This is a genomic window from Xanthobacter agilis (assembly GCF_021730435.1).
GTDB classification, from domain to species: domain Bacteria; phylum Pseudomonadota; class Alphaproteobacteria; order Rhizobiales; family Xanthobacteraceae; genus Xanthobacter; species Xanthobacter agilis.
Window position 1 is genome coordinate 207,918 of sequence record NZ_JABWGX010000005.1, and the last position, 25,978, is coordinate 233,895.

General features: G+C 68.4%; 23 protein-coding genes. 12 read left to right on the top strand and 11 right to left on the bottom strand.

The annotated features are described in order from the left end of the window. Positions 1-442: 442 nt before the first annotated feature. Together HUW53_RS05475 and HUW53_RS05480 are read right to left on the bottom strand one after the other, a co-directional pair. On the bottom strand, positions 443-1,762 hold the full coding sequence (locus HUW53_RS05475; RefSeq protein ID WP_237344744.1) for a glycosyltransferase family 4 protein: 1,320 nt from the start codon (positions 1,760-1,762) through the stop codon (positions 443-445). 11 nt (positions 1,763-1,773) lie between these two features. Further along, complete coding sequence (locus HUW53_RS05480; RefSeq protein WP_237344745.1) at positions 1,774-2,916, bottom strand: polysaccharide pyruvyl transferase family protein; 1,143 nt, start codon at positions 2,914-2,916, stop codon at positions 1,774-1,776. Between the two features lie 429 nt (positions 2,917-3,345). Here HUW53_RS05480 and HUW53_RS05485 point away from each other — a divergent pair, with 429 nt between their 5' ends. Continuing rightward, on the top strand, positions 3,346-5,118 hold the full coding sequence (locus HUW53_RS05485; RefSeq protein WP_237344746.1) for a capsular polysaccharide export protein, LipB/KpsS family: 1,773 nt from the start codon (positions 3,346-3,348) through the stop codon (positions 5,116-5,118). Positions 5,119-5,130: 12 nt separating this feature from the next. Here HUW53_RS05485 and sseA read toward each other — a convergent pair whose 3' ends face one another. From sseA to HUW53_RS05505, 4 genes are all read right to left on the bottom strand, one after another. Beyond that, complete coding sequence (gene sseA, locus HUW53_RS05490) at positions 5,131-5,970, bottom strand: 3-mercaptopyruvate sulfurtransferase (RefSeq protein WP_237344747.1); 840 nt, start codon at positions 5,968-5,970, stop codon at positions 5,131-5,133. Between the two features lie 112 nt (positions 5,971-6,082). After that, positions 6,083-7,111, bottom strand: coding sequence for a cysteine synthase A (locus HUW53_RS05495; RefSeq protein WP_272903773.1), 1,029 nt, complete (start codon positions 7,109-7,111; stop codon positions 6,083-6,085). 77 nt (positions 7,112-7,188) lie between these two features. Further along, positions 7,189-8,625, bottom strand: a complete 1,437-nt coding sequence (locus HUW53_RS05500) for a cryptochrome/photolyase family protein (RefSeq protein ID WP_237344748.1) — start codon at positions 8,623-8,625, stop codon at positions 7,189-7,191. A gap of 125 nt (positions 8,626-8,750) precedes the next feature. Then, positions 8,751-9,632: a LysR substrate-binding domain-containing protein gene (locus HUW53_RS05505; protein WP_237344749.1), complete on the bottom strand. Its 882-nt coding sequence runs from the start codon at positions 9,630-9,632 to the stop codon at positions 8,751-8,753. A 314-nt stretch (positions 9,633-9,946) separates the two neighbouring features. On the opposite strand from HUW53_RS05505, the gene HUW53_RS05510 reads away from it, so the two are divergent. Then, positions 9,947-10,273, top strand: a complete 327-nt coding sequence (locus HUW53_RS05510; protein ID WP_237344750.1) for a DUF1127 domain-containing protein — start codon at positions 9,947-9,949, stop codon at positions 10,271-10,273. 85 nt (positions 10,274-10,358) lie between these two features. On the opposite strand, the gene HUW53_RS05515 is transcribed toward HUW53_RS05510, so the two are convergent. The 3 genes from HUW53_RS05515 to HUW53_RS05525 all read right to left on the bottom strand — a co-directional run bounded on the left by HUW53_RS05515 (position 10,359) and on the right by HUW53_RS05525 (position 14,311). Then, the gene (locus HUW53_RS05515; RefSeq protein WP_237344751.1) at positions 10,359-11,417 is read right to left on the bottom strand and encodes a DUF937 domain-containing protein; all 1,059 of its coding nucleotides are present in this window, start codon (positions 11,415-11,417) and stop codon (positions 10,359-10,361) included. A 294-nt stretch (positions 11,418-11,711) separates the two neighbouring features. Continuing rightward, a complete protein-coding gene (locus HUW53_RS05520; protein WP_237344752.1) occupies positions 11,712-13,553 on the bottom strand; it encodes a monovalent cation:proton antiporter-2 (CPA2) family protein in 1,842 nt (613 codons plus the stop codon). 281 nt (positions 13,554-13,834) lie between these two features. Further along, positions 13,835-14,311: an invasion associated locus B family protein gene (locus HUW53_RS05525; protein ID WP_237344771.1), complete on the bottom strand. Its 477-nt coding sequence runs from the start codon at positions 14,309-14,311 to the stop codon at positions 13,835-13,837. A gap of 678 nt (positions 14,312-14,989) precedes the next feature. Here HUW53_RS05525 and coxB point away from each other — a divergent pair. The 9 genes from coxB (at position 14,990) to HUW53_RS05570 (ending at position 23,159) form a co-directional block, all read left to right on the top strand. Continuing rightward, positions 14,990-15,826, top strand: coding sequence for a cytochrome c oxidase subunit II (gene coxB / locus HUW53_RS05530; RefSeq protein ID WP_237344753.1), 837 nt, complete (start codon positions 14,990-14,992; stop codon positions 15,824-15,826). A 219-nt stretch (positions 15,827-16,045) separates the two neighbouring features. Further along, a complete protein-coding gene (gene ctaD, locus HUW53_RS05535; protein WP_237344754.1) occupies positions 16,046-17,650 on the top strand; it encodes a cytochrome c oxidase subunit I in 1,605 nt (534 codons plus the stop codon). Between the two features lie 94 nt (positions 17,651-17,744). After that, on the top strand, positions 17,745-18,716 hold the full coding sequence (gene cyoE / locus HUW53_RS05540; RefSeq protein ID WP_237344755.1) for a heme o synthase: 972 nt from the start codon (positions 17,745-17,747) through the stop codon (positions 18,714-18,716). Beyond that, positions 18,710-18,997 (top strand): hypothetical protein, encoded by a 288-nt coding sequence (locus tag HUW53_RS05545; RefSeq protein ID WP_237344772.1) that lies wholly within the window; start codon positions 18,710-18,712, stop codon positions 18,995-18,997. Before cyoE ends, HUW53_RS05545 begins: the two co-directional genes overlap by 7 nt. Before the next feature lie 15 nt (positions 18,998-19,012). Beyond that, positions 19,013-19,588, top strand: coding sequence for a cytochrome c oxidase assembly protein (locus tag HUW53_RS05550; protein ID WP_237344756.1), 576 nt, complete (start codon positions 19,013-19,015; stop codon positions 19,586-19,588). Between the two features lie 56 nt (positions 19,589-19,644). Next, entirely contained in the window at positions 19,645-20,514 is an 870-nt protein-coding gene (locus tag HUW53_RS05555; protein ID WP_237344757.1) for a cytochrome c oxidase subunit 3, read from the top strand. 14 nt (positions 20,515-20,528) lie between these two features. Then, positions 20,529-20,918 (top strand): DUF983 domain-containing protein, encoded by a 390-nt coding sequence (locus HUW53_RS05560; RefSeq protein WP_237344758.1) that lies wholly within the window; start codon positions 20,529-20,531, stop codon positions 20,916-20,918. Between the two features lie 160 nt (positions 20,919-21,078). Next, a complete protein-coding gene (locus HUW53_RS05565; protein ID WP_237344759.1) occupies positions 21,079-21,822 on the top strand; it encodes an SURF1 family protein in 744 nt (247 codons plus the stop codon). 92 nt (positions 21,823-21,914) lie between these two features. Next, positions 21,915-23,159: an NAD(P)/FAD-dependent oxidoreductase gene (locus HUW53_RS05570; protein WP_237344760.1), complete on the top strand. Its 1,245-nt coding sequence runs from the start codon at positions 21,915-21,917 to the stop codon at positions 23,157-23,159. Between the two features lie 110 nt (positions 23,160-23,269). Here the strand turns inward: HUW53_RS05570 and HUW53_RS05575 are convergent, their stop codons facing one another. Both HUW53_RS05575 and HUW53_RS05580 read right to left on the bottom strand, forming a co-directional pair. After that, a complete protein-coding gene (locus tag HUW53_RS05575) occupies positions 23,270-23,809 on the bottom strand; it encodes a hypothetical protein (RefSeq protein WP_237344761.1) in 540 nt (179 codons plus the stop codon). A gap of 157 nt (positions 23,810-23,966) precedes the next feature. After that, the gene (locus HUW53_RS05580; protein ID WP_237344762.1) at positions 23,967-24,980 is read right to left on the bottom strand and encodes a P1 family peptidase; all 1,014 of its coding nucleotides are present in this window, start codon (positions 24,978-24,980) and stop codon (positions 23,967-23,969) included. Positions 24,981-25,170: 190 nt separating this feature from the next. Between HUW53_RS05580 and HUW53_RS05585 the strand changes: the two genes are divergently transcribed. Further along, positions 25,171-25,902 (top strand): cytochrome c biogenesis CcdA family protein, encoded by a 732-nt coding sequence (locus HUW53_RS05585; protein ID WP_237344763.1) that lies wholly within the window; start codon positions 25,171-25,173, stop codon positions 25,900-25,902. Positions 25,903-25,978: the final 76 nt, after the last annotated feature.

Consider the following 25,978-nt stretch of genomic DNA (forward strand, 5'->3'; position numbering starts at 1 on the left):
TCCGGCCGTGGGCCGGAGATCGTCCTGTCCCGTTTATGCTGCATCGCAATGGACATGACGCAACGGAATGCTGTCACGGTCCATCTTGCGCTGCGATTCGGAGTCGTTCCGTTACGATCTTGGTGCCCACCGCGTCAATCAAGTCGAGATACCTCTTCGACGCTTGGGCCGCCAGAGCGGCAAGGCGAGATCGAGCCAACCTTTGGCATCCTGGGGGATCGCCTGTATTGACGTACCGACGTTAGGGTGCCGATATCGCAATCGCGCATTTCGGAGGTTGTAAAATACCATAAGGCGACCTCGACACCGGATCGGACTCACAGTGTTCCACAGGCCGGATCGGTCGACTGCCGTCACGTTCACCTCCGCCAGCGGTAGGTAGCACAAGTGCCGGCTCTCGCCCAAGGGTGTTGGGGAGCTGCTCTTTCGGGTGGCGGGGCGTTCATGGGGCGGGGCCGAGCAGGCGATCGTACAGGGCGGCGACTCGCTCCCGGTAGCGCTCGGGCGAGAACAGCTCGGCTTGCCGGCGGCCCTTGGTGCTCAGGTCGGCGCACAACGCATTGTCGGCGGACAGGGTCTGGAGCGCGTCGGCGATGGCGCGGGTGTCGTAGGGGTCGACATGGATCGCGGCGTCACCGGTGATCTCGGGGATGCTGGAGCGGTCCGACGTCAGCACCGGCGTGCCGAGCAGCATGGCTTCGAGGATCGGCAGGCCAAAGCCCTCGTACAGCGAGGGGAACACCACCGCCTTCGCGCCGCGGATGAGGCTGACCAGGAACGGGAACGAGACGTATTCGAATCGGCGGACCCGGTCGCCGTGCGATGTTTCGGACAAAACCCGCAGTTCGCGGTCGGCCTTCCAGGCCGGCTTGCCCACCAGCACCAGGGGTTCCTTCACCTGGCTCGACAGGTAACCTTCGATGATCCGACCCACGTTCTTCTTCGGCTCGATGGCGCCGAAAAAGAGGAAATAGGATTTGTAGGGCAGGTTGAAGACCCCCTCCACTTCCTGCCGCACCACATCGTCGCTCTTGTCGCGCAGGGGCTGGGGGATGGAGACGGCTTGATAGGTGTTGGTGATCTTTTCTTCCGGATAGCCGAAGATATCGACAATGTCGCGCTTGGACGATTCCGAGACGGTGACGATATGATCCGCGCGCTTCAGGAGATTATTGATAAGGCTGAAATAATATTTTCTGTTGTCCAGCGTCGTATAGGGCAGGCGCAGGGGCACCAGATCGTGGATCGTATAGATATTCTTGGTGTTCTTCAGGCGAATTGGCAGAGGATAGGTCCAATGCATCAGGTCCGGTCGGTCCATGCCGGTTACGGTGCTGAAGAGACGGTAAGCGTAATAGAGCGTGAAGGCGCGGTCGAACAGGTTCGCCACATTCCAGATGTGATCGAAATGGGGCATCTGGTTGGCGAACTGGTCGATGATGACCCGGCCGCTGACCGGAATGGACAGCGCGCGCGGGTTGAGGAACGGCGTGGTCAAGCTGTGCAGGTCGCGGGCAAAGCGGGTGGACCACTTGGCCCGCTCCGGCTGGGTGGCGAAGAAGGATACTTCGCGGAAAAATGGGTCCTTCGCCGTGGACGACGGGATGCCGTAGAGCAGGTCCGTGCGGTAGCCGAGGCTGCCGCAGGCGTAGCTCAGATTACGGGCATAGGTCGCAACGCCCGTCCCCCGCTCCAAGGCGAGATTGTAGCCGTCGATCATGATGGTGCGGCGCGCGGGGGCGGAGCGGCTGGCGGCGGGCATGGGATGTCCTGTCACTGGGGGCTCCGGGTGTGGGGCTGCGCGGGGCGGCGATCGGCCATCGGCTTCATGAGGCGCCGGGCCAGCCGCTTGAGGCCGGGACCCGCCGCGTCTTCCTCGCCCTGGCCCCGTCCGGGCTGCTGGAAGGGGATGGCGCGAATCAGCGGGTGGTCGAACACGCTCTCCCCCGGCTGCGGGTGAAGCGGGGCGACCGCGAGCGGGAAGGCGTCGAGCAGGGGCTCATAATCAAAGGGCTTGGGTTCCCACACCCGGTCGATGGAGCGCATCAGATGGGCCCAATTGGTGGGCAGCAGGCGGGGCTGCACGTAGACATGCAGCTGCTTGAGGCCGAGCCCCTGATACAGGTCCGTGATGCGCAGGTCGTTGCCGTCGTCGGGATCGAGCGGGCGCGGGACCAGGCCGCGCCGGCGTCCCTTGGGCGCGAAATAAAGGCATGGAATGCCGTAGCTCTCGGCGAACACCATGCCGTGCAGGCTGGTGGAGACGAGCCGGCGGCAGGCGAGGATCTCATCCAGCCGCTCGCGCATGGCGTCGGCTGAGATGGCGGTGCGGGTCTGGATGATGTGGATGGACCCGCGAAAGTCCTCGGGGATGTGGTAGCGCAGCAGTTCCGGGCGCACCTCGGTGTCGAGCCCGTCGCCGTTCAGCTCGGACAGGTGGACGATCACCCCGAGATCCCATTTCTTCGCGATGGGCGGGCGGTAGAACTGGGGCAGCAGCCAGACCGGATCGCCGAAGACGGCGGGGCCGAGGGTGTTTTCCGCGCCGAACAGGGCGCGCGACACCGGCCCGCGCGTGGCCGCCACGCGATAGCGCGTGCCGGGATAGGGGGCGAAGGTAATCCGCTCCTCGCCCGGCGCCACATGAGGATTGCAATAGCGCGACGATCCGGTGCCCCAGAGGGTGACCTCGCCGTTCCTCAGCATGTGGCCGATGGTGCCAACCGCGGCCATGCGGCTGCTTTTCGCGCTGTGACTGGTGTGGACGACGGGCAGGCTCGACAGCAGGGCCACCATCACCGGGCTCAGGGCGTCGCCGAGATTGACGTGGGACTGATCCGCTGTCGCCGCGGCCCAGACCAGCGGAACCGCGCCCAGGGCCGCAGTTCTCGCTCGAAGGGGGGACCGCTCCATCATGCCTCCACATCAGACCATTGGCCCCGGTCTTCGACCGGTGCCGAGAGAGTGTCGCTCCGGCGCCGCGCAGGCACAGCCTGGAACGTCGGCCCACGGGCCTGCTCCGGAGCCCGCCGGGCCATGGGTATCACACCCCGATCGGGTCGCCGATGCCGCAGGGGCGACCGGTCGGGAGCGTCGATAGTTCCGGTTGATAGCCGCATTTTGGCGTGAGGGCATCCCGGAAACATGACGATGCGCCGCTGTGCGCGCGCCGGCGCCGATTTATATCCGGTTCGGTGGCCTTACGTGCGATGCGTTCCGTGATGGGCGTAATCACGGTGCGGAAGGGGTGTGACAGGGGCCGGCACGGTCTATATGTGCGCGGCGCGGAGCCGGGTGGATGGGGCGATGGACGGGGGGACAGCAAGACGGGCATTGATCTTCCGCATGACGGGGGACGAATCCGCCGCCAATGCGGCCCTGCTGGCAGGCACCGCGCGCGCCGCCGGCCTGGAGGTGGTCACCGTTCCCTTCTGGTCCGATGACGCCCACGCGGCCAGGGATGCCGGTGCCCCGACGCTGCTCGACGGCGGCTTCGATTTTGCGCCGCGACTGTCGGATTTCGCCTTCCACGCCCGGTACGGCTTCAGCCCCGACCTGATCGAACTGTCGGCCCACAGCCTCGCCATCGGCGATGCGCGCATCGACAACCTGCTGACCGAATCGGTCTGGAGCCAGCAATTGCGGGGCGTGGCCGGGCGCGCCATCGCGGTGATGGCGGACCTGGCGCCGGACGTGGTGTTCGTTCCCCATGGGGCGGAAGTGCTCTCGCGGCTGCTGGCGGAGACGGCGGCGCATCTCGCCATCCCCTATCTCTATTGGGAAAGCCCGTTTTTCCCCGGCTATCATTTCGTCGATCCCTTTGCGCCGCACTTCTTTCGCGGGGCGCACCGCATCGATCGCACCTGGGCCGGGGTCGCGGCGGCGGAGGACGGCGCGGTCGCCCGTGCCCGCGATTTCATCGCCCGCGCCCGCGCCGAGCGCATCACCAAATACCGCCAGACCACGGCTCCGGCCGAGCTGGAGGCGCTCAGGGGCTGGCTGGGGGAGCGGGCGGGGCCGGTTCTGTTCGTGCCTGGCCAGATCGCTTTCGACGCCAGCATCACCGTGAGCCTGCGCGACTATCCGAATCTCGGCCGCATCTATCGCGCGGTGTTTGCTGCCATGCCGCCGGGCTGGCGGGTCATCTTCAAGCCCCATCCGCGCGGTCCCGACGCCGACCGTGCCGAGGGGCTGCCGGAGCATGTGCGGCTGGTGCGGCAGGTGTCGATCCACGACCTCTTTCCCCTGTGCGACGTGGTGGCGCTGCATTCCTCGAATGTCGGGCTTGAGGCCCTGATGGCCGGGCGGCCGGTGATCGCCTGGGGCGATCCCTATTACGGGCGCAAGGGACTGACCCTCGACATTGCCGATGGCGCGGACCTGGGGCGGGTGCTGGCGGCAGGGCCACCGGTGCCACCCGATCCCGGCAAGGTCGCGGCCCTGGTTGGGCACATTCTGGAGCAGGGCTTGGTGCGGCAGGGGGATGGCGCGGCCTTGCGGCAGCGCATCGCGGAGGCCTCGTCGGTGGCGCCGGAGCCGCGTCTGCCGTGGTATGGCGCCCCCATCCGCCGGCTGGCGGCGGCCGGCGTGGCGCTGAACCGGGCGTTGGCGGCCAATCGTGGCATGGCGACCGCGCTTCGGACCCTGCCTCGGGATGATCGCGCCACCCTGGAACAGCGGTTCGGCCCGCGGGCGTTGCGGCGGCATTGCCGCGGCGCGCCCCGGCTGGAGGTGTGGGGCCTGCTGCGCCGGCTGGCGGTGGCCCGCGCTTTCGGCGCGCGGCTCGGCTGCAAGGTCCGCTTCGACGCGCTGGACCTTCAGGCCGTGCACGACCCGGCGGCGGCGCTGGAAGACCTCGCCGCGCGGGCGCGGCTGGGGGCCCGTCTGGTGCTGGTGCGCCGGCGCCCGCCGAGCGGGCGAATCATCCAGCAGATCAGCGGCGCTGACGCCGTGGGAATGCTCGCCGAGGCGGCCCCCGACCTGGTGGTGGACGTGTTCGGTTGGTCCGGCGCCGGTCCGCTTCCGGCGGCGCCGGGGGAGGCTGAGGCCCTGCTGTTGCTGCGGCCCGCCGGCGCGTCACCCCTCACCGGCGCGGATCGCGCCGTCCTTGCGCGTTAAGGCGGCGCGCTTTCAGCCGACGGCGATGGGCTTGCCGCTGGCGCCCCATTCGGTCCAGGACCCGTCATAGAGCGCCTGCGGGCGCTTGCCGATGGTCTCCAGCGCCAGCCACAGGATGGCGGCGGTGACCCCCGAGCCGCAGGAGGTGATGACCGGGCGCGAGAGATCGAGCCCGGTGGCCTCGACGATGGGGCGGACCTGATCGGGCGGCAGCAGGCGGCCATCAACGATGAGCTCGCCGTACGGCAGGTTGAAGGCGCCGGGCATGTGGCCGGAGGGCAGGCCCTCGCGCGGCTCCGGCGCCTCGCCACGGAAGCGGGCCGCGTTGCGGGCGTCGAGCACCTGGGCGCTGCCGGCGTTCAGAACCCGCTCCACGGTGCTGATGCTCGCCACCATGGAGTGGTCGAGGCGGGCAGTGAAGGTGGCCGGCGGACGCCGGGCGGGGCCGCTGTCCACCGGGCGTTCCTCGGCGCGCCACTTGGGCAGGCCGCCGTCGAGGATCATCACATCCTGCGCGCCGAAGACGCGGAAGGTCCACCACACGCGGGCCGCGGAGAACAGCCCGGCGCTGTCATAAACGACGATCCGCAGCCCGTCGCCGATGCCCAGCGCCCCCACCGCCTGGGAGAAGCCGTGGGGGTCGGGCAGCATATGGGGCAGGTCGGTGGCGTGGTCGGCGATGGCGTCGAGGTCGAAATGGACGGCGCCGGGAATGTGCTGTGCCTCGAACTCCCTGGCGCCGCTGCGGCCGGTGTTCGGCATGTGCCAGGAACCATCCACCACGACGAGGTCCGGCGCGCCGAGATTGGCGGCGAGCCATTCGGTGGACACAAACGGGGGGGTGTCGGCCATGGCGCAGTCTCCTTGTCCATCCGGCGGGGCACTTCTGTCCCGTTCTAGCGCTGCGGGGCGCCGCCGTCGGCGCGGGCCGGCGGCGTCATCCACAGATCCGGCGTCGCAGGCGTCACAGGAAGACGCTGGGCACCTCGGTCTTGCGTTCGAGCCAGGCCGGCACCGGCAGGTTCTTGGAGCGCAGGAATTCCGGATTGAACAGCTTCGACTGATAGCGCGTGCCATAGTCGGCGAGGATGGTCACGATGGTGCGGCCCGGCCCCATCTCCTTGGCGAGGCGGATGGCGCCGGCCACGTTCACCCCGGAGGAGCCGCCCACGCACAGGCCCTCGTGCTCCAGAAGGTCGAACACGATCGGCACCGATTCGGTGTCCGGGATCTGGAAGGCGATGTCCACCGGCGCGCCCTCCAGGTTGGCGGTGATGCGGCCCTGGCCGATGCCCTCGGTGATGGACGAGCCCTCCGCGTGGAGCCGGCCGGTGGTGTAATAGGAATAGAGCGCCGCGCCAGGCGGATCGGCGAGGCCGATCTGAATGTTCGGGTTGCGGTTCTTGAGCGCGATGCCGATGCCGGCGAGCGTGCCGCCGGAGCCCACGGCGCAGACGAAGCCGTCCACCTTGCCATCGGTCTGGGCGAAGATTTCAGGGCCGGTGGTGTCGATGTGGGCCTGGCGGTTGGCCACATTGTCGAACTGGTTGGCCCAGATGGCGCCGTTGGGCTCGGTCTTCGCCAGCGCCTCGGCGAGGCGGCCGGAATATTTCACGTAGTTGTTCGGGTTGGAATAGGCGACGGCAGGCACCTCAACCAGCGTGGCGCCGGCGAGCCGCAGCATGTCCTTCTTTTCCTGGGACTGGGTCTCGGGAATGACGATGACGGTGCGGAATCCGAACGGCGCCGCCACCAAAGCGAGACCGATGCCGGTGTTGCCGGCGGTGCCCTCCACGATGACGCCGCCGGGGCGCAGTTCCCCGCGAGCAATGGCGTCGGTGATGATGCCGAGGGCCGCGCGGTCCTTCACCGACTGGCCGGGATTGAGAAATTCGGCCTTGGCGAGGATCTCGCAGCCGGTCTCCTCGGAGGCGCGCTTCAGGCGAATAAGGGGTGTGTTGCCAATGGATTCCACAAGACCATTACGGATCATGATGGGCTAAGCCTTTAAATAAACTGGCCTTAGGCTAACTCATCAAAGATGGCTGTATCAAGTCAAAATATCCGGAATTAGTGTGTGGATTTGAGGGCGCGCAGAGCCCGTTCCCGAGCGGCGGCGTGGTCCACGATGGGGTGCGGATAGGTGGCCCCCAGGGTGACGCCGGCGGCGCGCAGCGTGGCGGCATCCGCCGTCCACGGCTTGTGGATGACGCGCGCGGGCAGGCGCGCCAGCTCCGGCACGAAACGGCGGACATAGGCGCCGTCGGGGTCGAACTTTTCCCCTTGCAGCACCGGATTGAAAATCCGGAAATAGGGCGCGGCGTCGAGGCCCGTGCCCGCCACCCATTGCCAGCTCGCGGGATTGCTGGCGGGGTCGGCATCCACCAGCGTATCCCAGAACCACGCCTCACCCTCGCGCCAGTCGATCAGCAGGTGCTTGACCAGGAACGAGGCGACCACCATGCGCACGCGGTTGTGCATCCACCCGGTCTGCCACAGCTCGCGCAGGCCGGCATCGACGAGCGGGTAGCCGGTGGCGCCCGCCTGCCACGCCTTCAGCTCGCCAGGGCAGTCGCGCCAGGGGAAGGCGTCGAAGGCCGGCTGGATGTTGCGCCGGGCAAGGTCGGGCGTGGCGGCAAGCAGATGGTGGCTGAACTCGCGCCAATAGAGTTCCGCCAGGAACTTGGCGGCATCCGTCTCCGGCACGCCGCCCGCCGCCTCGGCATGGGTGACGGCGGCCAGAATCTGCCGGGGCGAGACCTCGCCGAAACGCAGATGGGGCGAGAGGCGCGACACATGGTCGAGCGCCGGGATATCGCGGCCTTCGCCATAGCCCTTCAGCCCGTCCGCGACGAAGGTGGCAAGACGGGCCTGGGCGGCGCGCTCCCCCGGTCGCCACGCTTTGCACAGCCCGCCGGCCCAGTCGGGATGCGAGGGCTCCAGCTCCCATGCCTCCAGCGGATCGCTGTCGAGCGGTGACGCCGGTGTCAAATGTCCCGGAGGCGGCAGCGGCGCGCCGGGGGGCGGCAGCCGCAGGGCGGCACGGTGAAAGGCCGAGAAGGTCCGGGGCAGGCGGCCGGCGCCCGACAATATTGTGCCCGGCGCGTGGAGCAGATGGCCGCAGAAGCGCTCCACCTGCCGCTCCTCCTGGCGCAGGCGCGCCACCACCGCGGCATCGACCTTGGCTTCGGCCGCGCCGGCGCGATCATTGAATACCACCAGTTCCGCGCCGAGCTCCGCCGCCACGTGGGGCACGATGCGGGTGGCGGGGCCGCGCCGCAGCATCAGGTCCAGCCCGTGTTGACCCAATTGCGCCGCAAGGGCGCGCAGCGCGCCCGCCAGCCACCAGCGCGCCGCCCCGCCCATCGGGCGCAGGCCCGGCGCCTCCTCGTCCAGCACGAACACGGCGGCGAGGGGCCGACCGCTGGCCACCGCGGCCAGAAGAGCGGGATTGTCGGACAGGCGCAGGTCGTCGCGAAACCAGATCAAGGCGGGATGGCGGGTCATCGATCGCTCGCATCGGGCAGGCGATGAGAGTTCCGCTGTTCGGTCGCCCGCGCAAGGGGGCCAGCGCAAGAAGCGGCTACGCTAAGGCATGCAGCGTGTGCCCGATGCGCGCCAGCGTCACCGGACTATTGCGCGGCGTCCTGTTCGGTCAGGTTGTCGAGGCCCTGGATCACATGTTGCGCCAGGGCGTCGGCCAGCGGAGAAGCCTCGTGGCGGTTGCGCAGCAGGCCGATATCGCAGGGCGGCAGCGCCGGAAAGCCATCGGCGGTGCCGAGCACCCGCATGCCCGGCCGCAATGCTGATTCGGGAAACACCGAAACCGCGAGCCCGGCCAGCACTGCCGCCGCCACCGCCCCGCTGTTGGGGCTCGAATACAAAATGCGGTGTCCGCGCCCGGCGGTGGCGAGGCGCGTCACGGCGATGTCGCGCCACTGGCAGGTGGTTCGCCCCAGCGCCAGGGGAACCACCGGCTCCTGATGCACCGCATGGCGCGCCGATGTCACCCACATGAGCCGCTCGCGCCGGATCACCTGGGCGTTGCGCGCGGTGATCTCGGTGGCGGTGATGATGGCAAGGTCGATGGTGCCGGCGGCGATGCGTTGCACCAGCTCGTTGGTGGGCTCGCAGATCACCGTCAGCTCCACCGAGGCGTGGGTGCGCGAGAAGCGCGCCATGATGTCCGGCAGGTAGCGGTCCGCATAATCGTCCGGCACGCCGAGGCACACCCGCCCCGACAGCTCCGCATCGGCGAAGCTGGTGACCGCCTCCATGTTCAGCCGCACGATGCGGCGGGCGAAGTCCAGAAGCCGTTCGCCGTCCTCGGTGAGGCGCGAGGCGCGCCCGTCGCGGGCGAAGATCGGCCGGCCGACGCGATCTTCCAGCCGCTTCATCTGCATGGACACGGCCGACTGGGTCTTGTGCACCACCTCCGCCGCGCGGGTGAAGCTGCCGGTCTCGGCGATGGCGACGAACGTGCGCAACTGGTCGGGGTCGAGCAGAACGGTCATGGCGGCTTCCGCGGCGGCTTTCGGTTCATTCATCACGCAGACTGATATCTGGAATGAATAACATTCGCTAGTGTGATCTTTCCAGGCGCGGCACAAGAGGCCGTGCCGTCGCTGAGGCGGCCGGAATCGGGTGGCGACGCTCTGGGTCTTGATCCAGAAGAAGCGACCTGGAGCATTTTCAAGCGAAGTGGTTTCCGGTTCGCGTGAAGAAAATGCATCGATGCAAAACCGAGGGCCGATGACGTGCGCCAAGGCGAACGGAGAACGCTCGAGCAGAGGAGTGCGGCATCCGTGTCGCAGTGAGGGAGATGGTCATGAGCATGTCTGGCGAAACGCGCAGATTGGTGGTCGCCCCGGTGGCTGAGGCCCTGGCATCGCTGCTGATGATGACGGTTGCGGCTGCCTATGGTGCGAAGCGCCGGGCCGACGCCCTCGGCCACATGCTCGAACGCCGCCGCGCGATGGCCGCTCTCGCCACCCTCGACGATCACATGCTCAAGGATATCGGCATCACCCGCGCTGATGTGCGCGATGCGGTGTCGGCGCCCCTCGGCGCCGATCCCACCCGGCTGCTCGTGCTGCGGGTGAGCGAGCGCCGCGCGGCCCGGCAGCTCGCCCGCCGCGAACTGGGCCTGGGCTGAGCGCTGACGATTTCGGCGGGCACGCCCCTCGGGTCCGCCGTATCTGGACCCGCGCCGACCGCAACCGGCGCGGGTCCTTTTTCATTTATTTCTCGTCGCCGTCCTTCTTCACCAGACGAGGCTTTTCCGGGGGGATGATTTCCGCCTCGGTCCCCGGCTGGCGGGTACGGGCCAGCACGTCCATCCAAAATTCCGGGAAGGTGTAAGGCGGCCGCTCCGGATTCGCCGCGCCCGGAAAGTTGGGCGGAAAGCCCTGGGCGAACATCTTCGCGAAAAACTCCTGGAACGGCTGAAGCGGGTTGGCTGCGGCGTCCTGCGGCGCGTAAGGCTGCGGCGAGGGCGCGGGCGGCGCCGGTGGGGCCACCGGGCTGGGGGCCGGCGCGCCGGTCTGCGCGAGGGTGCTCGCCATGGCGTTCACCACGTCCTGCCACGCGTTGGCCGGATTGGCGCGCTGCTGCGGCGAGGCCGGCGCCGCCTGCTGGAACATCACCCGCGCGAACGCATCCGCCCAGGGGTTGCCCGAAGAATAAGAGGGGGCGCTCGCGCTGGTGGCGGAGAAGGCGAGGAAGGCGTCGATCCAGGGATTGCCGGAGGAGATGGGCGCCGGCCGGGCTTCCGGCTGGCCGATGGGCAGCCGGCTGAGCAGCGCCGCGGTCACGGTCTGGAGCGCGCCCGACGCCGCAAGCGACTTGGCGAGGCCGCCGACGAACAGATTCGCGAAGGTCGGCATCATCTGCCGCACCATGGCGATGCCGAGCCCGGTGGTGGCCGCGACCTGACTGGCCACCGCGCGGCTCACCTCGCTGGAGCCGAACACCGCGTTGAGCGCGTCCATTCCCATCTGGTTGATGTCCGGCTGCGGTTGGCGGGGGGGCGGCGGCGGCGCCTGCTGCGTCCCGTAAGGCGCGCCGAAGCCGTTCGGGTTGCCGTAATAGGCGCCGTAGGGGCCGTTCAGCATCAAAGCCATCAGCGAGGCCATGGCTTCCGGCGATTGGGTGACGTGGCGAAAATTGTCGGCGAAGGCGGGCATCAGGGCATCGGCGACAGCCTTGGCCTGTTGCGTGGACAGGCCGTAGACCCGTGCAAGATTCTCCATCCCGTGTCCCCCTTGAGCCGCGCGCAGCAGCTCCACGAACTGATCCATCCCCCCTCCTTCGCCGGCTGTCACCGAAGGGCTGTCATGCCTCCGGCCGTTCCGGTCTGTTTCCGCGCCGCGACTCGCTGGCCTTTACACCTGAATGGTGCGCCGCGTCGTTCTTTGCAACCGGTCAAATCGGCTTGCCGGCGATGGGGGGGAAGCCCTGGCCACACGGCTCCGGCGCTCCCCCGGCCCATCGCCACCGGCGCGGTTCCGTTCGGGAATGCAATCTCCGCATGGCCCGAGAGCGAGAGTACGCCAAAGGGGCGTCAAAAGCACGAATGTATCGTCGCCCGGCGATCAGCCGGAAAATTCCGTCTCGTGGGACAGAATGTCCTGGGCTTCCGCATTGAGCGGGCGCGCCGGCTTTTCGGGGATGTGAAGCGGTTCCGGCTCCACCTTGCGCGGGCGCTGCGGTTCGGGTGGGGCGAAAATGCCTTCCTCCAGTTGCCGTTCGAGGCGGGCCCGGTCGCGGGCGCGCACATCGGCAACGCGGGCGCCGGCCGCCTCGGCGCTGACGCCCATGGCCTGCAAGGTGCGCCCGCCGAAACCGAGCGCCGATTCCAGGGTCTCGCGGATCTCGAAATCCACGCCGAGCCGCATCAGCTCCATGGAATGAATACGGTCAAAGCTGCGCACGAACAGCTCGGTTCCAGGCATGGAGGCCTTCACCACCTCGACGATGCGGTTGGCGTCCTCCTTGTCGTCCACGCACACGCAGATGACCTTGCAGCTCTCGGCCCCGGCGGCGCGCAGCACGTCCAGGCGGGTGCCGTCGCCATAATAGATGTGCACGCCGAAACGCCCGGCGCTCTGGATCATCTCCACATCGTTGTCGATGATGGTGACGCTCACGCCCTCCGCCAGCAGGCATTGGGAGACGATCTGCCCGAAGCGGCCGAAGCCGATCACCAGCACCGAGCCGTCGGCATCGGAAAAATCATCGGCCTCGGGCTCCGGTTCGGCTGGCGCCAGGCGCGGCAGCAGCCGGGCGATGGCGGCGAACAGCAGCGGGCCGATGATCATGGTCAGCGCCGCCATGGCGATCAGAAGGTCGGCCTGGTCGGGCTTCAGGATGCCGGTGCTCAGGCCGAGCGGGAACAAGACGAAGGCGAACTCGCCGGCCGGCAGAAGCACCACCGCCGCCAGCGCGGATTGCGGCGATGGGATGTTGTCGTTGCGGAAGACGGAATAGACCACCGCGCACTTCGTCAGCGATACCAGCAGCGTGGCGATCAGCAGCGGGCCCATGTTGTGGACCACCACCGCCACGTTCAGCGACATGCCCACGCTCATGAAGAACATGGCGAGCAGCAGGCCGCGGAAGGCATCCACATTGGCCTCCAGCTCGTGGCGGAAGGTGGATTCCGACAGCAGCAGCCCGGCGAGGAAGGCGCCGAGCGCCATGGACATGCCCACCGCTTCCATCAGCCCGGCGGCCCCCAGCACCACCAGCAGCGCCGCCGCGGTCATGGCCTCGCGCGCGCCGGACCGCGCCAGCACCCGGAACAGCGGATTGAGCAGATAGCGCCCCGCCACCACGATCACGGCGAGGGCGACGATGGCCGTGCCCGCGCGCAGCAGGGCGGCCATGGGGTCTTGGGCCAGGGTGCTCTCGCCCGGCGCCAGCAGCGGCACCAGCGCCAGCAGCGGCACCACCGCGATATCCTGGAACAGCAGGATGGAAAAGGTGCGCTGGCCATAGGGGGAGGTGAGGTCGTTGCGCTCGTTGAGCAGCTGGAGGGCGATCGCCGTGCCCGACACCGAGAGCGCCATGCCGCTCACCAGCGCCGCCGCGACACCGAATCCGAACACGAAATAGGCCAGGAGCGCGAAGGCGAGCCCGCTCAGCAGCAGTTGCGCCGCGCCGAGCCCGAAGATGTAGCGGCCCATGGACAGGAGCCGCGACGGCTTGAGCTCCAGGCCGATGAGGAACAGGAGCATCACCACGCCGAGCTCGGCCACCGTGGACACCACGGACGGGTCGGCCACATTGAGGCCCACCGGACCGATGGCGATGCCCACCAGCAGGTAGCCCACGATCGGAGAGAAGCCAAGCCGCCGGGCGAGGGGAACCGAGATCACCGCGGCTGAAAGAAGCGCGAGCGCTGAAACGAACAGCGCGTGATCTTCCCCGTGCATCCGTCACTCTCCCGTGCCGCCGCGTCGGGCGGACCCGTCACCATGCGTTGTTCGTCCGAAGGGCCGGACACCGGCGACAAGGTCCGGCGGAGGTCCTGCGGATCCGAAACGCGAGATACCCTGTCGTTATGACATGTCGTGCGCCCGGCGCCGACCAACAGCGCATCAAAGCGTGTCCAAACCGTGCCGAGGATGGGGCAGGCCGGGGGCGCTGTCCCGAAACGCGAGCGGTGCGGCAGTATGGACACGGTGTCCGGCCGCAAGGGGCTCTCGTGCGGGCGCTACTTCAGCGCGTCGAAGCCGGGGCCGAAGCCTTCCAGGCTGAGCGGCACGCCGATGCCCTCCTCGGGGGTCTGGAAGATGATGAAGGTGGCCTGCTTGCCGGTCTTGAGGCGCGAGATGAGGGTGTCATCCATGACCACCTCGGCGACGCAACCGTTGGGCAGGCAGCGCACGAAGCCGGCGCGGCCCACATCCTGGTCGTCGATCTTGAGGCCGAGGCCGGCGGGCAGCAGCACGCCGAGGGGCGCCAGCACGCGCAGCAGGCGGCTCTTCTGGTCGGCGGTCTTCAGCACGATCACGGTCAGGCCCACGTTGGGCCGGTCCTCGGCCTGCACCGACTGGAGCAGCACGCATTGCTCGCCCTGGGCGCCGGGCGGGGTGTCGCAGCGGATCTGCCATTCCCCATGCACCGATTTCACCACGCCCTGAGCGGCCGCGGGACGCGACAGGCCGAGCACGCCGGCGAGCAGCAGCATGGCCAGCAGCAGGCCCTTGAACAGGCCGGAGGCGGCGAAGGCCGACGTCCACCGCCCGGCTCCGCCGTGCGAGGCCACGCCACGCGAAGCCGGGAAAAGGGGGAGACCACGGGACGACACGACCATCAACACGACTCCGGAAGCTGCGGGCGCCTCGACCTCGGGCCGAGCTCCATCTCGAATAGCGGCATTTCGCAACGATTGCCTTAATGCTCAGGCGTTCCTGTCAACAATGGGGCGATTCCCCGCTGGCGCGCCCGGTGGCGGAAGAGGGGGCTTATCGCGTCTCCGTGAGGCGTGGGAGCGCCCGCGGTCCAGATTTGATGGGTTGCTCTGCGGTAAATTGTCTCGCTAAGGCTTGGCGTGGGCGGCGGGTCCGAGCGTTACGGAATGGCGCGTTTCGCGATAGGTGTTTGTCTGGATTGAAGGATTTTTGCGTGGGGCGGGGCCGCTCGGCGCCCGGTCCAGCCTCTCCAAGCGAAAGCGGTACTGTGTCGCAGTGCAAACTTGCCGTCGCTCATTGCGAAGCACAAACGAATGTGTTTGCCGAACTTTCTCGATAGTGGCAGCCTGAGCATGACCGGCGAAGATCCGGCAATTGCGGCGAAAGCCGGAACGCCCGAAACGGGCACGCTCATCGGCAATCAATAGCCGAGGCAGGGAAGGGGCGAACAAGAGATGTCGCGCAAGGGCGTTGCCGCTTGCGTCGCGTCGAGTTTCTCCGCGGCGCTGTTTCTCGCTCCGGCCGCCCTCGCGGGCACCGGTCAACCGTCTCCCTGGCAGATGAACCTGCAGGGCGCCGCCACGCCCGTGATGGAGAGCATCCGCTCTTTCAACACGTTCCTGCTCGTCATCATCATCTCCATCGTGCTGTTCGTGCTGGTGCTGCTCGCCATCGTGGCGGTGCGCTTCAATGAAAGGGCCAATCCGGTCCCCTCGCGCACCAGTCACAATACGCTGATCGAGGTGGCGTGGACCGTGGTGCCGGTGATGATCCTGGTGGCCATCGCCATTCCCTCGTTCCGCCTGCTGCACCTGGAATTGCGGGTGCCGGCCGCCGACCTCACCGTGAAGGCGGTGGGGCACCAGTGGTATTGGTCCTACGAATATCCGGACAATGGCGGGTTCGGCTTCGATTCGATGCTGCTGCAGGACCAGGATTTGAAGGCGGGGCAGCCGCGCCTGCTCAGCGTGGATAACGAATTGGTGGTGCCGGTGAACAAGGTGATCCGCATGCAGGTCACCGCCGCCGACGTCATCCACTCCTTCGCGGTGCCCTCCTTCGGCATCAAGATCGACGCGTTGCCGGGGCGCCTCAACGAGACCTGGTTCAAGATCACCACCGAGGGCGTCTATTACGGCCAGTGCTCCGAATTGTGCGGGCGCGACCACGCCTTCATGCCCATCGCCGTGCGGGCGCTGAGCGAAAAGGATTTCGAGGCCTGGGCGGCGAGCGCCAAGGGCAGGTTTGCCGCGTCATCCGACGCGCAGGGCCGCCTCGTGGACGCGCGCTGAAGAGGGCGCGCGCCGCAGGTGCGGCCCGCGCCTTGAGGCTTTCGGGAGGTGCCGCGGCCGGTCCGCTGGTCGGCGGCGCCACGGAGCGAAGTCAGTCACGGCAGAGGGGCGGGGCTCCATCGGGGCGTAAGATCCCGAGGAGCCCCGAAACCCCGGCGGGCGCGGCGCCCGCATCCGGGGAACACCCACTGGGGAACACCCACCAAGGGAGAGACGGGCATGTCGACATATGCGGTGTCCGGCACCGATCACGCCGCCATCCCCACCGGATGGCGGCGCTGGCTGTTCTCCACCAATCACAAGGACATCGGCTTGATGTACCTGATCTTCGCCATCATGGCGGGGATCGTGGGCGGGGTGCTCTCCATCGGCATCCGGCTGGAGTTGCAGCAGCCGGGCCTGCAGATCTTCTCCGACCCGCAGGTGTTCAACGTCTTCACCACCGGCCATGGGCTCATCATGATCTTCTTCATGGTGATGCCGGCGCTCATCGGCGGCTATGGCAATTACTTCGTGCCGTTGATGATTGGCGCGCCCGACACCGCCTTTCCGCGCATCAACAACATCGCCTTCTGGCTGCTGCCGCCGGCCTTCATCCTGGCCTTCTCGTCCCTGTTCGTGGAAGGCGCGCCGGGCTCCAACGGCTTCGGCGGGGGATGGACCATCTATCCGCCCCTGTCGTCGAAGGTGGGCCACCCCGGCCCGGCCATGGACCTGCTCATCTTCGCGCTGCACCTTGCCGGCGTGTCGTCGCTGCTCGGGGCCATCAACCTCATCACCACCATCTTCAACATGCGCGCGCCGGGCATGACGCTGCACAAGATGCCCCTGTTCGTATGGTCGCAGCTCGTCACCGGCTTCCTGCTGCTGTTGTCGCTGCCGGTGCTGGCGGGGGCCATCACCATGCTGCTCACCGACCGCAACTTCGGCACCACCTTCTTCGATCCGGCCGGGGGCGGCGATCCGATCCTGTTCCAGCATCTGTTCTGGTTCTTCGGTCACCCGGAAGTCTACATCCTGATCCTGCCAGGGTTTGGCATCATCTCCCATGTGGTGTCCACCTTCGCCCGCAAGCCTGTGTTCGGCTATCTGGGCATGGCCTATGCGATGGTGGCCATCGGGGTGGTGGGCTTCGTGGTTTGGGCGCACCACATGTACACGGTGGGGCTTTCCGCCGGCACGCAATCCTATTTCGTGGCCGCGACCATGATTATCGCCGTCCCCACGGGGGTGAAGATCTTTTCCTGGATCGCCACCATGTGGGGCGGTTCCATCCAGTTCCGCACCCCGATGCTGTGGGCTATCGGCTTCATCTTTCTCTTTACAGTGGGCGGCGTGACGGGCGTGGTGCTCTCCAACGCCGGCATCGACCGCTCGCTGCACGACACCTATTATGTGGTGGCGCATTTCCATTATGTGCTGTCACTCGGGGCGGTGTTCGCCATCTTCGCGGGATGGTACTACTGGTTCCCCAAGATGTTCGGCTACATGATCCCGGAGTTCTGGGGCAAGCTGCACTTCTGGGTCACCTTCGTCGGGGTGAACCTCGTCTTCTTCCCCCAGCATTTCCTCGGGCTCGCCGGCATGCCGCGCCGCTATGCGGACTATCCTGATGCGTTCGCGCCCTGGAACTTCGTCTCTTCCGTGGGATCCTACATCTCCGGGGTGGCGGTGCTCATCTTCCTGACCGGGACCACGCTCGCCTTCCTGCGCAAGGAGAAGGCCGGCGACAACCCCTGGGGCGTGGGCGCCACCACGCTTGAGTGGACCTTGTCCTCGCCGCCGCCGTTCCACCAGTTCGAGGTGTTGCCGCGGATCCGCTGAGGATGGCGAGGGGAAGCGACGGCGCGGGCAGACGCCGCCGCTTCCCAGTCTCCCGTTTCGCAAGCCGTGAAGGCGTGTCGCGAGGATCTCCGTCATGAGCGATTTGGGCATCGGCCATTCCATTCCCCGCGGCGGCCTCAGCGCGGGGCACGCCGAGGAGCTCGCCGAGGGGCTCGCGACGCCGGGCGATTATCTGGCCCTCATGAAGCCGCGCGTGATGTCGCTGGTGGTGTTCACCGCCGTGGTGGGCCTGGTCCGGGCGCCGGGTGATCTGCATCCCCTGCTCGCCTTCACCGCGCTCCTGTGCATCGCCACCGGTGCCGGTGCGGCGGGCGCCCTCAACATGTGGTGGGATGCTGATATCGACGCGGTGATGGACCGCACCCGGCGGCGGCCCATTCCCGCCGGCCGGGTGTCGGCCGGGGAAGCGCGGGCCTTCGGGCTCCTGCTGGCGGCGTTTTCGGTGGTGACGCTGGGGCTCCTGGTGAACCTTGTGGCCGGGGCGCTGCTCGCCTTCACCATCGCCTTTTATGTCGGGGTCTACACCATGTGGCTGAAGCGGGTGACGCCGCAGAACATCGTTGTCGGCGGCCTCGCCGGTGCCCTGCCGCCGCTGGTGGCCTGGGCGGCGGCGGCGGGCACGGTGTCGCTCGAGCCGATGCTGATGGTCGCCATCATCTTCTTCTGGACCCCGCCGCACTTCTGGTCGCTCGCGCTGTTCCGCACCGACGATTATGCGCGGGCCGGCGTGCCCATGCTGCCGGTGGTGGCGGGGCCGGACCAGACGCGGCTGCTGATCCTGCTCTACACCCTGTTTCTCGTGCCCCTGGCCTTCAGCCCCGCGGTGCTGGGCTTCGCCGGTCCGGCCTATGGCGCCGTGGCCCTGGCGTGCGGGGCGGTCATGGTGCGCCTTGCGTGGGAAGTGTTCCGGCAGCGGCAGGGCGTGGCGGCGGTGACGGCGGCCAAAAGGCTGTTTGGCTTTTCCATCCTTTATCTCTTCGCGCTGTTCGCGACCCTGCTCGGGGAAGCGCTGGCGCCGCAGGTTGCGGAGGCTCTCCCATGGTGACGCGCAGCAGGAAGGTGATACCGGGACCGGCCTTCACCGGCGCGGATGAGCGCCGGGATGGCCCCCAGGGTGGCCCTCATGACGGGGCGCGGGTGGCCGTGGTGATCCCCCTGCCGCGCAAGGACGGGGCGGAGGCGGGCGTGGTGCTCACCCCCGAGCAGCAGCGGAGCCGCCGGGCGCGCTCCCTCGCCATCGCCGTGGTGCTCGGCGCGCTGGTGGTGCTGTTCTACGCGGTGACCCTCGTGAAGCTCGGCCCCGGCGTGCTGAACCGGCCGTTGTGAGCAAAGGAGGCGGCGATGGCATGCAACGGGACGGATCGGGGGCGGCTGGTGGCCTTGGGCCTGGCGGCCTTCATCGCCGCCATGGTGGGGGTCACTTATGCCTCGGTGCCCCTTTATGCGGCCTTCTGCACCCTGACCGGCTTCGGCGGCAGCACCCGCGTGGCCGCCGCTCCGCCGCGGCAGGCGGCGGAGCGCGAGATCGCCATCCGCTTCGATGCCAACGTGGCTTCAGGCCTGCCGTGGACCTTCGCGCCCGATGCGCGGGAGATGGTGGTGAAGATCGGCGCGCCGAGCCTTGCCTATTATCGCGCGCGCAGCGCCTCCGGCCGGGAGACGGCGGGTAGCGCCAGCTACAACGTCTCCCCGCCTCAGGCCGGCGCCTATTTCGTGAAGATGCAGTGCTTCTGCTTCGAGGCGCAGCACCTGGGCCCGAACGGGGCGGCGGAGCTGCCGGTCGCTTTCTATGTGGACCCGGCCATCCTCGACGATCCGGACCTGAGGACACTGCCGGCCATCACCTTGTCCTACACCTTCTTCCCGGCGCGGACGCAGGCATCGGCGGGAAGCGCGCGGGACAAGAAGCCCTTGTAGGGGCCTGAAGGATGCCGGCGCGACGCCGGGAACATAAGGCACGGAGGACCTTCGCCATGGCTCACACGGATGTCGAGGCGCATACCGAGGGGCACGCCAATGGGCACCTCAAGGGGCACGATTATCACGTCGTCAATCCGAGCCCCTGGCCCATCCTTGGCTCGGTCTCGGCGCTGGTGCTCACCGCCGGCGCGGTGGTGTGGATGCATGGCGGCAGCGCGGCGTTCATGGCGCTGGGCGGGCTCGGCATCCTCCTGACCATGGTGGGCTGGTGGCGGGACGTGATCCGCGAGGGGCACCAGGGCTTTCACAGCCAGGTGGTGGTGCTGGGCCTGCGTTATGGCATGATCTTGTTCATCGCCTCGGAGGTGATGTTCTTCGCGGCCTGGTTCTGGGCCTTCTTCGATGCGTCGCTGTTTCCGGGCGAGGCGATCAATTTCCAGCGCACCGAGGTGACCGGGGGCCTGTGGCCGCCCAAGGGCATCGAGACCCTCGACCCCTGGCATCTGCCGCTGCTCAATACCCTGATCCTGCTCACCTCCGCCACGACGCTGACCTGGGCGCACCATGCCCTGATCGAGAACGACCGCGACGGGCTCAAATGGGGCCTGTGGTGCACGGTGGGGCTCGGCGCGCTGTTCACGCTGGTCCAGGCCTATGAATACATGCACGCCCATTTCGATTTCGCGGGCAACATCTATGGCGCCACCTTCTTCATGGCCACCGGCTTCCACGGCTTCCATGTGATCGTCGGCACGGTGTTCCTGGCGGTCTGCCTGTTGCGGGCGTACCGGGGGGATTTCACGCCGGAGCGCCATTTCGGCTTCGAGGCGGGGGCCTGGTACTGGCATTTCGTGGATGTGGTGTGGGTGTTCCTGTTCGCCTTCATCTATGTCTGGGGTTCCATCGGCGGTTCGGCCCATTGAAGAGGGTGCCATCCATGCCCGGCTCTTTCGACCCGCACGGCGCTTCTCCGCTCGCGGCGGGCCTTTCCGGGCATTGCCCGCGCTGCGGCCGGGGACGGCTGTTCAAGGGCTTCCTGAACCTTGCCCCGCGCTGCGATGTCTGCGGCCTCGACTATGGCTTTGCCGATGCCGGGGACGGGCCGGCGGTGTTCGTCATCCTCATCGGCGGCGGGGTGGTGGTGGCGCTGGCCCTATGGGTGGAAGCGACCTATGCGCCGCCGCTATGGGTGCACGCGCTTTTGTGGATTCCCGCCATCCTGGCGGTGACGCTCGGCCTGCTGCGCCCGCTCAAGGGGGTGATGGTGGCGCTTCAGTATCGCAACCGGGCAGCGGAGGGACGGTTCGACCGGGGCGGGCCGCCATGAGGCCCGGTATCGGGCCGTCAAAGGCGTCATCGCGGCCCGGTATCGGGCCGTCAAAGGTATCATCGTGGCCCGGCATCGGGCCGTCAAAGGCGTCATCGCGGCCCGGCATCGGGCCGTCAAAGGCGTCATCGCAGCCCGGCATCGGGCCGTGGCGTGTGCCATGAGGCGGCGCGGATGGCTGGTGGCTCCGGCGACGGTGGCCGTCGCGTGTCTGCTGCTGGTGGGGCTCGGCACCTGGCAGATGCAGCGCGGCGCCTGGAAGGCGCATCTCATCGGCATGGTGGCGGCACGGGCCCATGCGCCGGCCCAGGAGGTGCCGCCGGTGGCGCAATGGCCGGCGCTGACCCGCGATGGCGACGAATACCGCCATGTGCACCTGCGCGGCGTCTTCGACCACGCCCGCGAAACCTTGGTCTTCACCGTCCGTGGCGGTGACGCGGGGCCGCCGCAGGGGCCGGGGGCGCTTGTCATCACGCCGCTGATGCGCGCGGACGGCCCCCCGATCCTGGTCAATCGCGGCTTTGTACCCGAGGCGCGGCGCGACCCGGCAACCCGGCCCGAAGGGCAGGTGGCGGGCGAGGTGGAGATCACCGGTCTCCTGCGCCTGCCCGAGGAGGCAAGCTGGTTCGTGCCGGACAATGATGCGGCCCGTGGTGCCTTTTATCGCCGGGATCCGGCAAGCATCGCCGCGGCCCGCGGCGTGACCGGGGCCGCGCCCTTCATCATCGATCTCGACGCCGGCCCGGTGCCCGGCGGCCTGCCGGTCGCGGGCGCCACGCGGCTTTCGTTTCCGGACCGGCATCTTGAATATGCCCTCACCTGGTATGGTCTCGCCGCGACCCTCCTGGCCGTGAGCCTTGCCGTGTGGGTGTCGCGCCGATCGCGGCAACGTGGAAAGCTGTGATGGAAGATTTGCCACGCGGTCGCCGCAGGATCGGCGTGCGGGTGTCATCGGCCGCGCCTAAGATCGCACGGTCCCATCGGGAGTCTCGGGTCATGGCACGTTGCGATGTGGTGGTTCTGGGCGCGGGAATCGTCGGGGTCAGCGTGGCACTGCATCTTCAGGCGCATGGCCTGTCGGTGGTGCTGATGGACCATGCGGCACCGGGCGAGGGCACCTCCTTCGGCAATGCCGGCGTGATCGAGGGCAGCGCTTTGCTGCCGGTGGGCTTTCCGCAGGATCCCGTCACGCTGCTGAGCCATGCCATGAAGCAGACGTCGGAGAGCAATTATCACCTCGCCGACCTGCCGGCCCTTGCCCCGTGGCTGTGGGACTATTTCCTGCATTCCTCGCCCCAGGCGCTCGCCGCCACCGCGCGCGACCTGCGCCCGCTGTTGAGCCGCGCCCGCGCCGAGCACCATGCCCTTGCCGCGCCGGCCGGCGTCATGGATCTCCTGAGGCCCAGCGGATGGATGAAGCTGTACCGGACCGAGACGGCCTTTGCCGCCACCGCCGCCGAGCGCGCCTTGGCGGACGAACTGAAGGTGGCCTATTCGGTGCTCGACGCAGCCGGTGCCATCGCGCTCGAACCGTTTCTGAAGCCCTGCTTTGAAAAGGCCATCCATTGGCACGACTGTGACAATTGCTCTGATCCGGGCGGCCTCGTGAAGGCCTATGCGGCGCTGTTCGAGGCGCGGGGCGGCGTGTTCCTCCACGGTGACGCCCTCAGCCTGCGCCGCACCGGCACCGGCTGGCGGGCGGAGACCGCGGAAGGGCCGGTGGATGCGGAAGAGGCGGTGGTGGCCCTTGGTCCCTGGAGCGTGGAACTGCTCGAACAGCTGGGCGTGAAGGCGCCGCTGGTGGCCAAGCGCGGCTACCATGTGCATCTGGCGCCGGAGAACGGGTTGACCTTGGGCCGCGCGGTGGTGGATGTGGCCGGCGGCTACGCCTTGCAGAGCACGCGCTACGGCATCCGCCTCACCACCGGGGTCGAGATCGCGGCGCGCGATGCGCCGGCAACCCCGGTCCAGGTGGAGCGCGACATTCCCATGGCGCGGGAGCTTCTGCCCCTCGGCGCGGTGCGGGAGGCCGAGCCGTGGCTGGGCCGGCGCCCGGCGCTGCCGGATTCAAAACCGATCATCGGTCCCGCGCCCGGCATCGGCGGGCTGCATCTGGCCCTCGGCCACGGCCATTGGGGGCTGACGCTCGGCCCCGTCACCGGCCTGCTCCTGGCGCAGATGATGACCGGGAACACCCCGTTCACAGATCCGAAGCCCTTCTCGGCACGGCGCTTCCTCTGATTCCCTTGCCTCAGCCGCGCACCTAAAACCATCGGCCCCCGTCTTTGACCGGTGCCAAGTGGGTTCGCTCAGGCGCCGCGCGGGCTTGACCAAAGCCCCATGAGTCAAGCTCAAGGGCCTTTGGTGTAATAGGCGCGCGGCCGGGTGCCCTCCTTGAAATAGCCGAACAGCGCGGCGGTGCCGAGCGCCTGCGCCAGCAGGCCGGGGGCGAGGGCGGCAAAATCGGCCATGGTGGCGCCGTCGGGGGCCATGGCGGCGCGGATGGAGAACTGGCTGTAGGCCGAGACCGCCACCCAGGCCGCCAGCAGCCAGGGGGAGACGGTGAGCGCGTGGCGGGACTTCATCACCGTGAGCACGACGAAGCTCGCGCCCCAGGCGAACAGCACCAGTTGCGGCCACAGGCCGAGTCGCAGCAATTGCGCCTGGATGGTGGCGCCGCCAAAGGTTTCGCCGAGCGCCCAGGTGGCGCCCGAGACGCCGGTGGAGGCGATCAGCGAGAACAAGCCCGCGAGCGGCAGCGCGGTGATGCCGCAGGCGCACCAGAACAGCACCATCAAGGCGCCGCCCAGCTTCGGCGTTTCCCGCTCCTGGGGGCGCCGGCGCGGCTTGGGCTGCGGGGATACGGGCACGGCGGAGCGCGTTTCGGTCATGACGGGTCCTTTGGTGCGCACCCGGACCCGGCGGGCCGGCGCGCAGGGGAAGAGCGCATCGATGGCCGACCTTTAGAGCATTTTCACGCGGAGCGGATACCGCTTCGCGTGAAGAGAAGGCGTTCGCGCGGCGGGCTTCAGCCCGCGTGCGGGGCGGCTATGGCTGGAGCGGCGCCGACGGCGCGCCGAACAGGTCGCGCCAGCTCGGCTGGGCGCCGGGAAAAGGCAGGGCTTTGGCGCTGAATACGGCTCGCGCCACGGCCCGCGCCAGCACCGCGGCGGCACAGGCGCCGATGCGGGCAAGGTCCGGGATGGGCGCCGCCAGCGGCCGGCGGCCGGTGGCCAGCGTGAACACGCAATCGCCGTCGAGCGGGGTGTGGATGGGAAACAGCGACAGGGCGAGGCCGTCCTGCGCCATCACCGCCAGGCGGTGGGCCTGGGCGGTGGTGAGCACCGCATCGCAGGCCACCACCGCAAGGGTGGTGGCCGAAAGCGGAACATGGCCCTTCAACGCCGGGGCCGACGCTTCATCGAGAAACGTGGCCGGCAGGCCCAGGCCGCCGAACTCGGCATGGCGCTCATAGGGGGCGGCACGGAAATGCGGGCCGGCGCCGAACAACGGGCTGCCCACGGCATTCACCGCCACCACCGCGCCCACCACATGGCCCGAGGGCAGCACCGCCGAGGCTGAGCCCAGCCCGCCCTTCACGATGGCGGTGGTGGCGCCGTAGCCGGCACCGATGGTGCCGAGGGGAAAATCGAGCCCGGCGCCATGGAGCGCGTCGCGGCCGAGATGCCGGTAGGGCGGGTCCAGGCCCCAGGCCTTGTCGCCGCCGTTGTTGAGATCGAACAACACCGCGCCGGGCACGATGGGCACCCGCGCCGGCCCTACCGCAAAGCCGCGCCCCGCCGCCGCCAGCGCGATCATCACGCCCGCCGCCGCATCGAGCCCGAAGGCCGAGCCGCCGGAGAGCACGATGGCATCCACCTTCTCCACCGTGGCCGCGGGGTCGAGCAGATCGGCCTCGCGGGTGCCGGGGCCGCCGCCGCGCACGTCCACGGCGGCGATGGTGGGTTCGTCGCACAGCACCACGGTGACACCCGTGGCGCAGCGTGCGTCGTGGGCATGGCCCACCTTGAGGCCGGGCACGTCGGTGATGAGATTGCGCATCCGCGGTTTCCGCCCCGTTCGCTGATCGCACAATTGTAGAGCGCTTTCATGCCGTTGCGAAAGGGCGCGCGCCCTTGGCAGGCGTAGTGGGGGTGCTCACAAGGCGGCGAGCGCGGCGAAGTGCGGCTTGCCGCGGGCGCCGGGCGGGACCATGACGGGGCGGACTTGAACAGACTGCCGACAGGGTTCCATGGCCGACGTCACCCTTCCCGCCGCCTTTCTGGCCGGCCTTGTGAGCTTCGTGTCCCCGTGCGTGCTGCCGTTGGTGCCGCCCTATCTGTGCTTCCTGGGCGGCAGCACCCTGGAGGATCTGGCCGGCGACGAGCCGGTGAAGGCGGTGGGGCGGCGCGCCATCTTCGGTTCGGCCCTGTTCGTGTCCGGCTTCTCCGTGGTGTTCGTGCTGCTGGGCGCGGGCGCTTCCGCCATCGGCGACCTGTTGCGCGCCCATCTCGACGTGTTGTCCATCATCGCCGGCCTCGCGATCGTCGTGATGGGGCTGAACTTCCTGGGCGTGTTCAAGATCCAGCTCTTGCACCGCACCGCGCGGCCCCATGTGAACGAGCCGGCGGGCCTGTGGGGCGCGTTCGTGATGGGCCTCGCCTTCGCCTTCGGCTGGACCCCGTGCCTGGGGCCGGTGCTGGGCGCGATCCTGGCGGTGGCGGGCTCGGAAGGCACGGTCGCCAAGGGCGCGCTGCTGCTCGCCACCTATTCGCTGGGGCTCGGCGTGCCGTTCCTGCTGGCGGCGGTGGCGGTGCGCCCGTTCCTGGCGAGCCTCGTCCATGTGCGCAAGCTGCTGCCGGTGATGGAGAAGGTGATGGGGGCGCTGTTGGTGCTCACCGGCATCGCCTTCATGTCCGGCTGGATCGCGCACGCCAGTTACTGGCTGCTCGAGATGTTCCCGGCGCTCTCGACCATCGGCTGATGGCAAAGGCTTGCGCGCTTTGCGCACGGGGCTTCGCTCAAGTCCCGCGCGGCGCCATGCGGACCCGCTCCGGCGC

Excerpts from the sequence above, each read along its gene's own strand:
- HUW53_RS05585 (WP_237344763.1), top strand. The coding sequence starts at position 25,171 with ATGGCCGACGTCACCCTTCCCGCCGCCTTTCTGGCCGGCCTTGTGAGC.
- cyoE (WP_237344755.1), top strand. The coding sequence starts at position 17,745 with ATGAGCGATTTGGGCATCGGCCATTCCATTCCCCGCGGCGGCCTCAGC.
- HUW53_RS05525 (WP_237344771.1), bottom strand. The coding sequence starts at position 14,311 with ATGCTGCTGCTCGCCGGCGTGCTCGGCCTGTCGCGTCCCGCGGCCGCT.
- HUW53_RS05550 (WP_237344756.1), top strand. The coding sequence starts at position 19,013 with ATGGCATGCAACGGGACGGATCGGGGGCGGCTGGTGGCCTTGGGCCTG.
- HUW53_RS05555 (WP_237344757.1), top strand. The coding sequence starts at position 19,645 with ATGGCTCACACGGATGTCGAGGCGCATACCGAGGGGCACGCCAATGGG.
- coxB (WP_237344753.1), top strand. The coding sequence starts at position 14,990 with ATGTCGCGCAAGGGCGTTGCCGCTTGCGTCGCGTCGAGTTTCTCCGCG.
- HUW53_RS05495 (WP_272903773.1), bottom strand. The coding sequence starts at position 7,111 with ATGATCCGTAATGGTCTTGTGGAATCCATTGGCAACACACCCCTTATT.
- HUW53_RS05515 (WP_237344751.1), bottom strand. The coding sequence starts at position 11,417 with ATGGATCAGTTCGTGGAGCTGCTGCGCGCGGCTCAAGGGGGACACGGG.
- HUW53_RS05580 (WP_237344762.1), bottom strand. The coding sequence starts at position 24,980 with ATGCGCAATCTCATCACCGACGTGCCCGGCCTCAAGGTGGGCCATGCC.
- sseA (WP_237344747.1), bottom strand. The coding sequence starts at position 5,970 with ATGGCCGACACCCCCCCGTTTGTGTCCACCGAATGGCTCGCCGCCAAT.
- HUW53_RS05565 (WP_237344759.1), top strand. The coding sequence starts at position 21,079 with ATGAGGCGGCGCGGATGGCTGGTGGCTCCGGCGACGGTGGCCGTCGCG.
- HUW53_RS05475 (WP_237344744.1), bottom strand. The coding sequence starts at position 1,762 with ATGCCCGCCGCCAGCCGCTCCGCCCCCGCGCGCCGCACCATCATGATC.
- HUW53_RS05570 (WP_237344760.1), top strand. The coding sequence starts at position 21,915 with ATGGCACGTTGCGATGTGGTGGTTCTGGGCGCGGGAATCGTCGGGGTC.
- HUW53_RS05505 (WP_237344749.1), bottom strand. The coding sequence starts at position 9,632 with ATGACCGTTCTGCTCGACCCCGACCAGTTGCGCACGTTCGTCGCCATC.
- HUW53_RS05480 (WP_237344745.1), bottom strand. The coding sequence starts at position 2,916 with ATGATGGAGCGGTCCCCCCTTCGAGCGAGAACTGCGGCCCTGGGCGCG.
- HUW53_RS05560 (WP_237344758.1), top strand. The coding sequence starts at position 20,529 with ATGCCCGGCTCTTTCGACCCGCACGGCGCTTCTCCGCTCGCGGCGGGC.
- HUW53_RS05575 (WP_237344761.1), bottom strand. The coding sequence starts at position 23,809 with ATGACCGAAACGCGCTCCGCCGTGCCCGTATCCCCGCAGCCCAAGCCG.
- HUW53_RS05510 (WP_237344750.1), top strand. The coding sequence starts at position 9,947 with ATGAGCATGTCTGGCGAAACGCGCAGATTGGTGGTCGCCCCGGTGGCT.
- ctaD (WP_237344754.1), top strand. The coding sequence starts at position 16,046 with ATGTCGACATATGCGGTGTCCGGCACCGATCACGCCGCCATCCCCACC.
- HUW53_RS05545 (WP_237344772.1), top strand. The coding sequence starts at position 18,710 with ATGGTGACGCGCAGCAGGAAGGTGATACCGGGACCGGCCTTCACCGGC.
- HUW53_RS05520 (WP_237344752.1), bottom strand. The coding sequence starts at position 13,553 with ATGCACGGGGAAGATCACGCGCTGTTCGTTTCAGCGCTCGCGCTTCTT.
- HUW53_RS05500 (WP_237344748.1), bottom strand. The coding sequence starts at position 8,625 with ATGACCCGCCATCCCGCCTTGATCTGGTTTCGCGACGACCTGCGCCTG.
- HUW53_RS05485 (WP_237344746.1), top strand. The coding sequence starts at position 3,346 with ATGACGGGGGACGAATCCGCCGCCAATGCGGCCCTGCTGGCAGGCACC.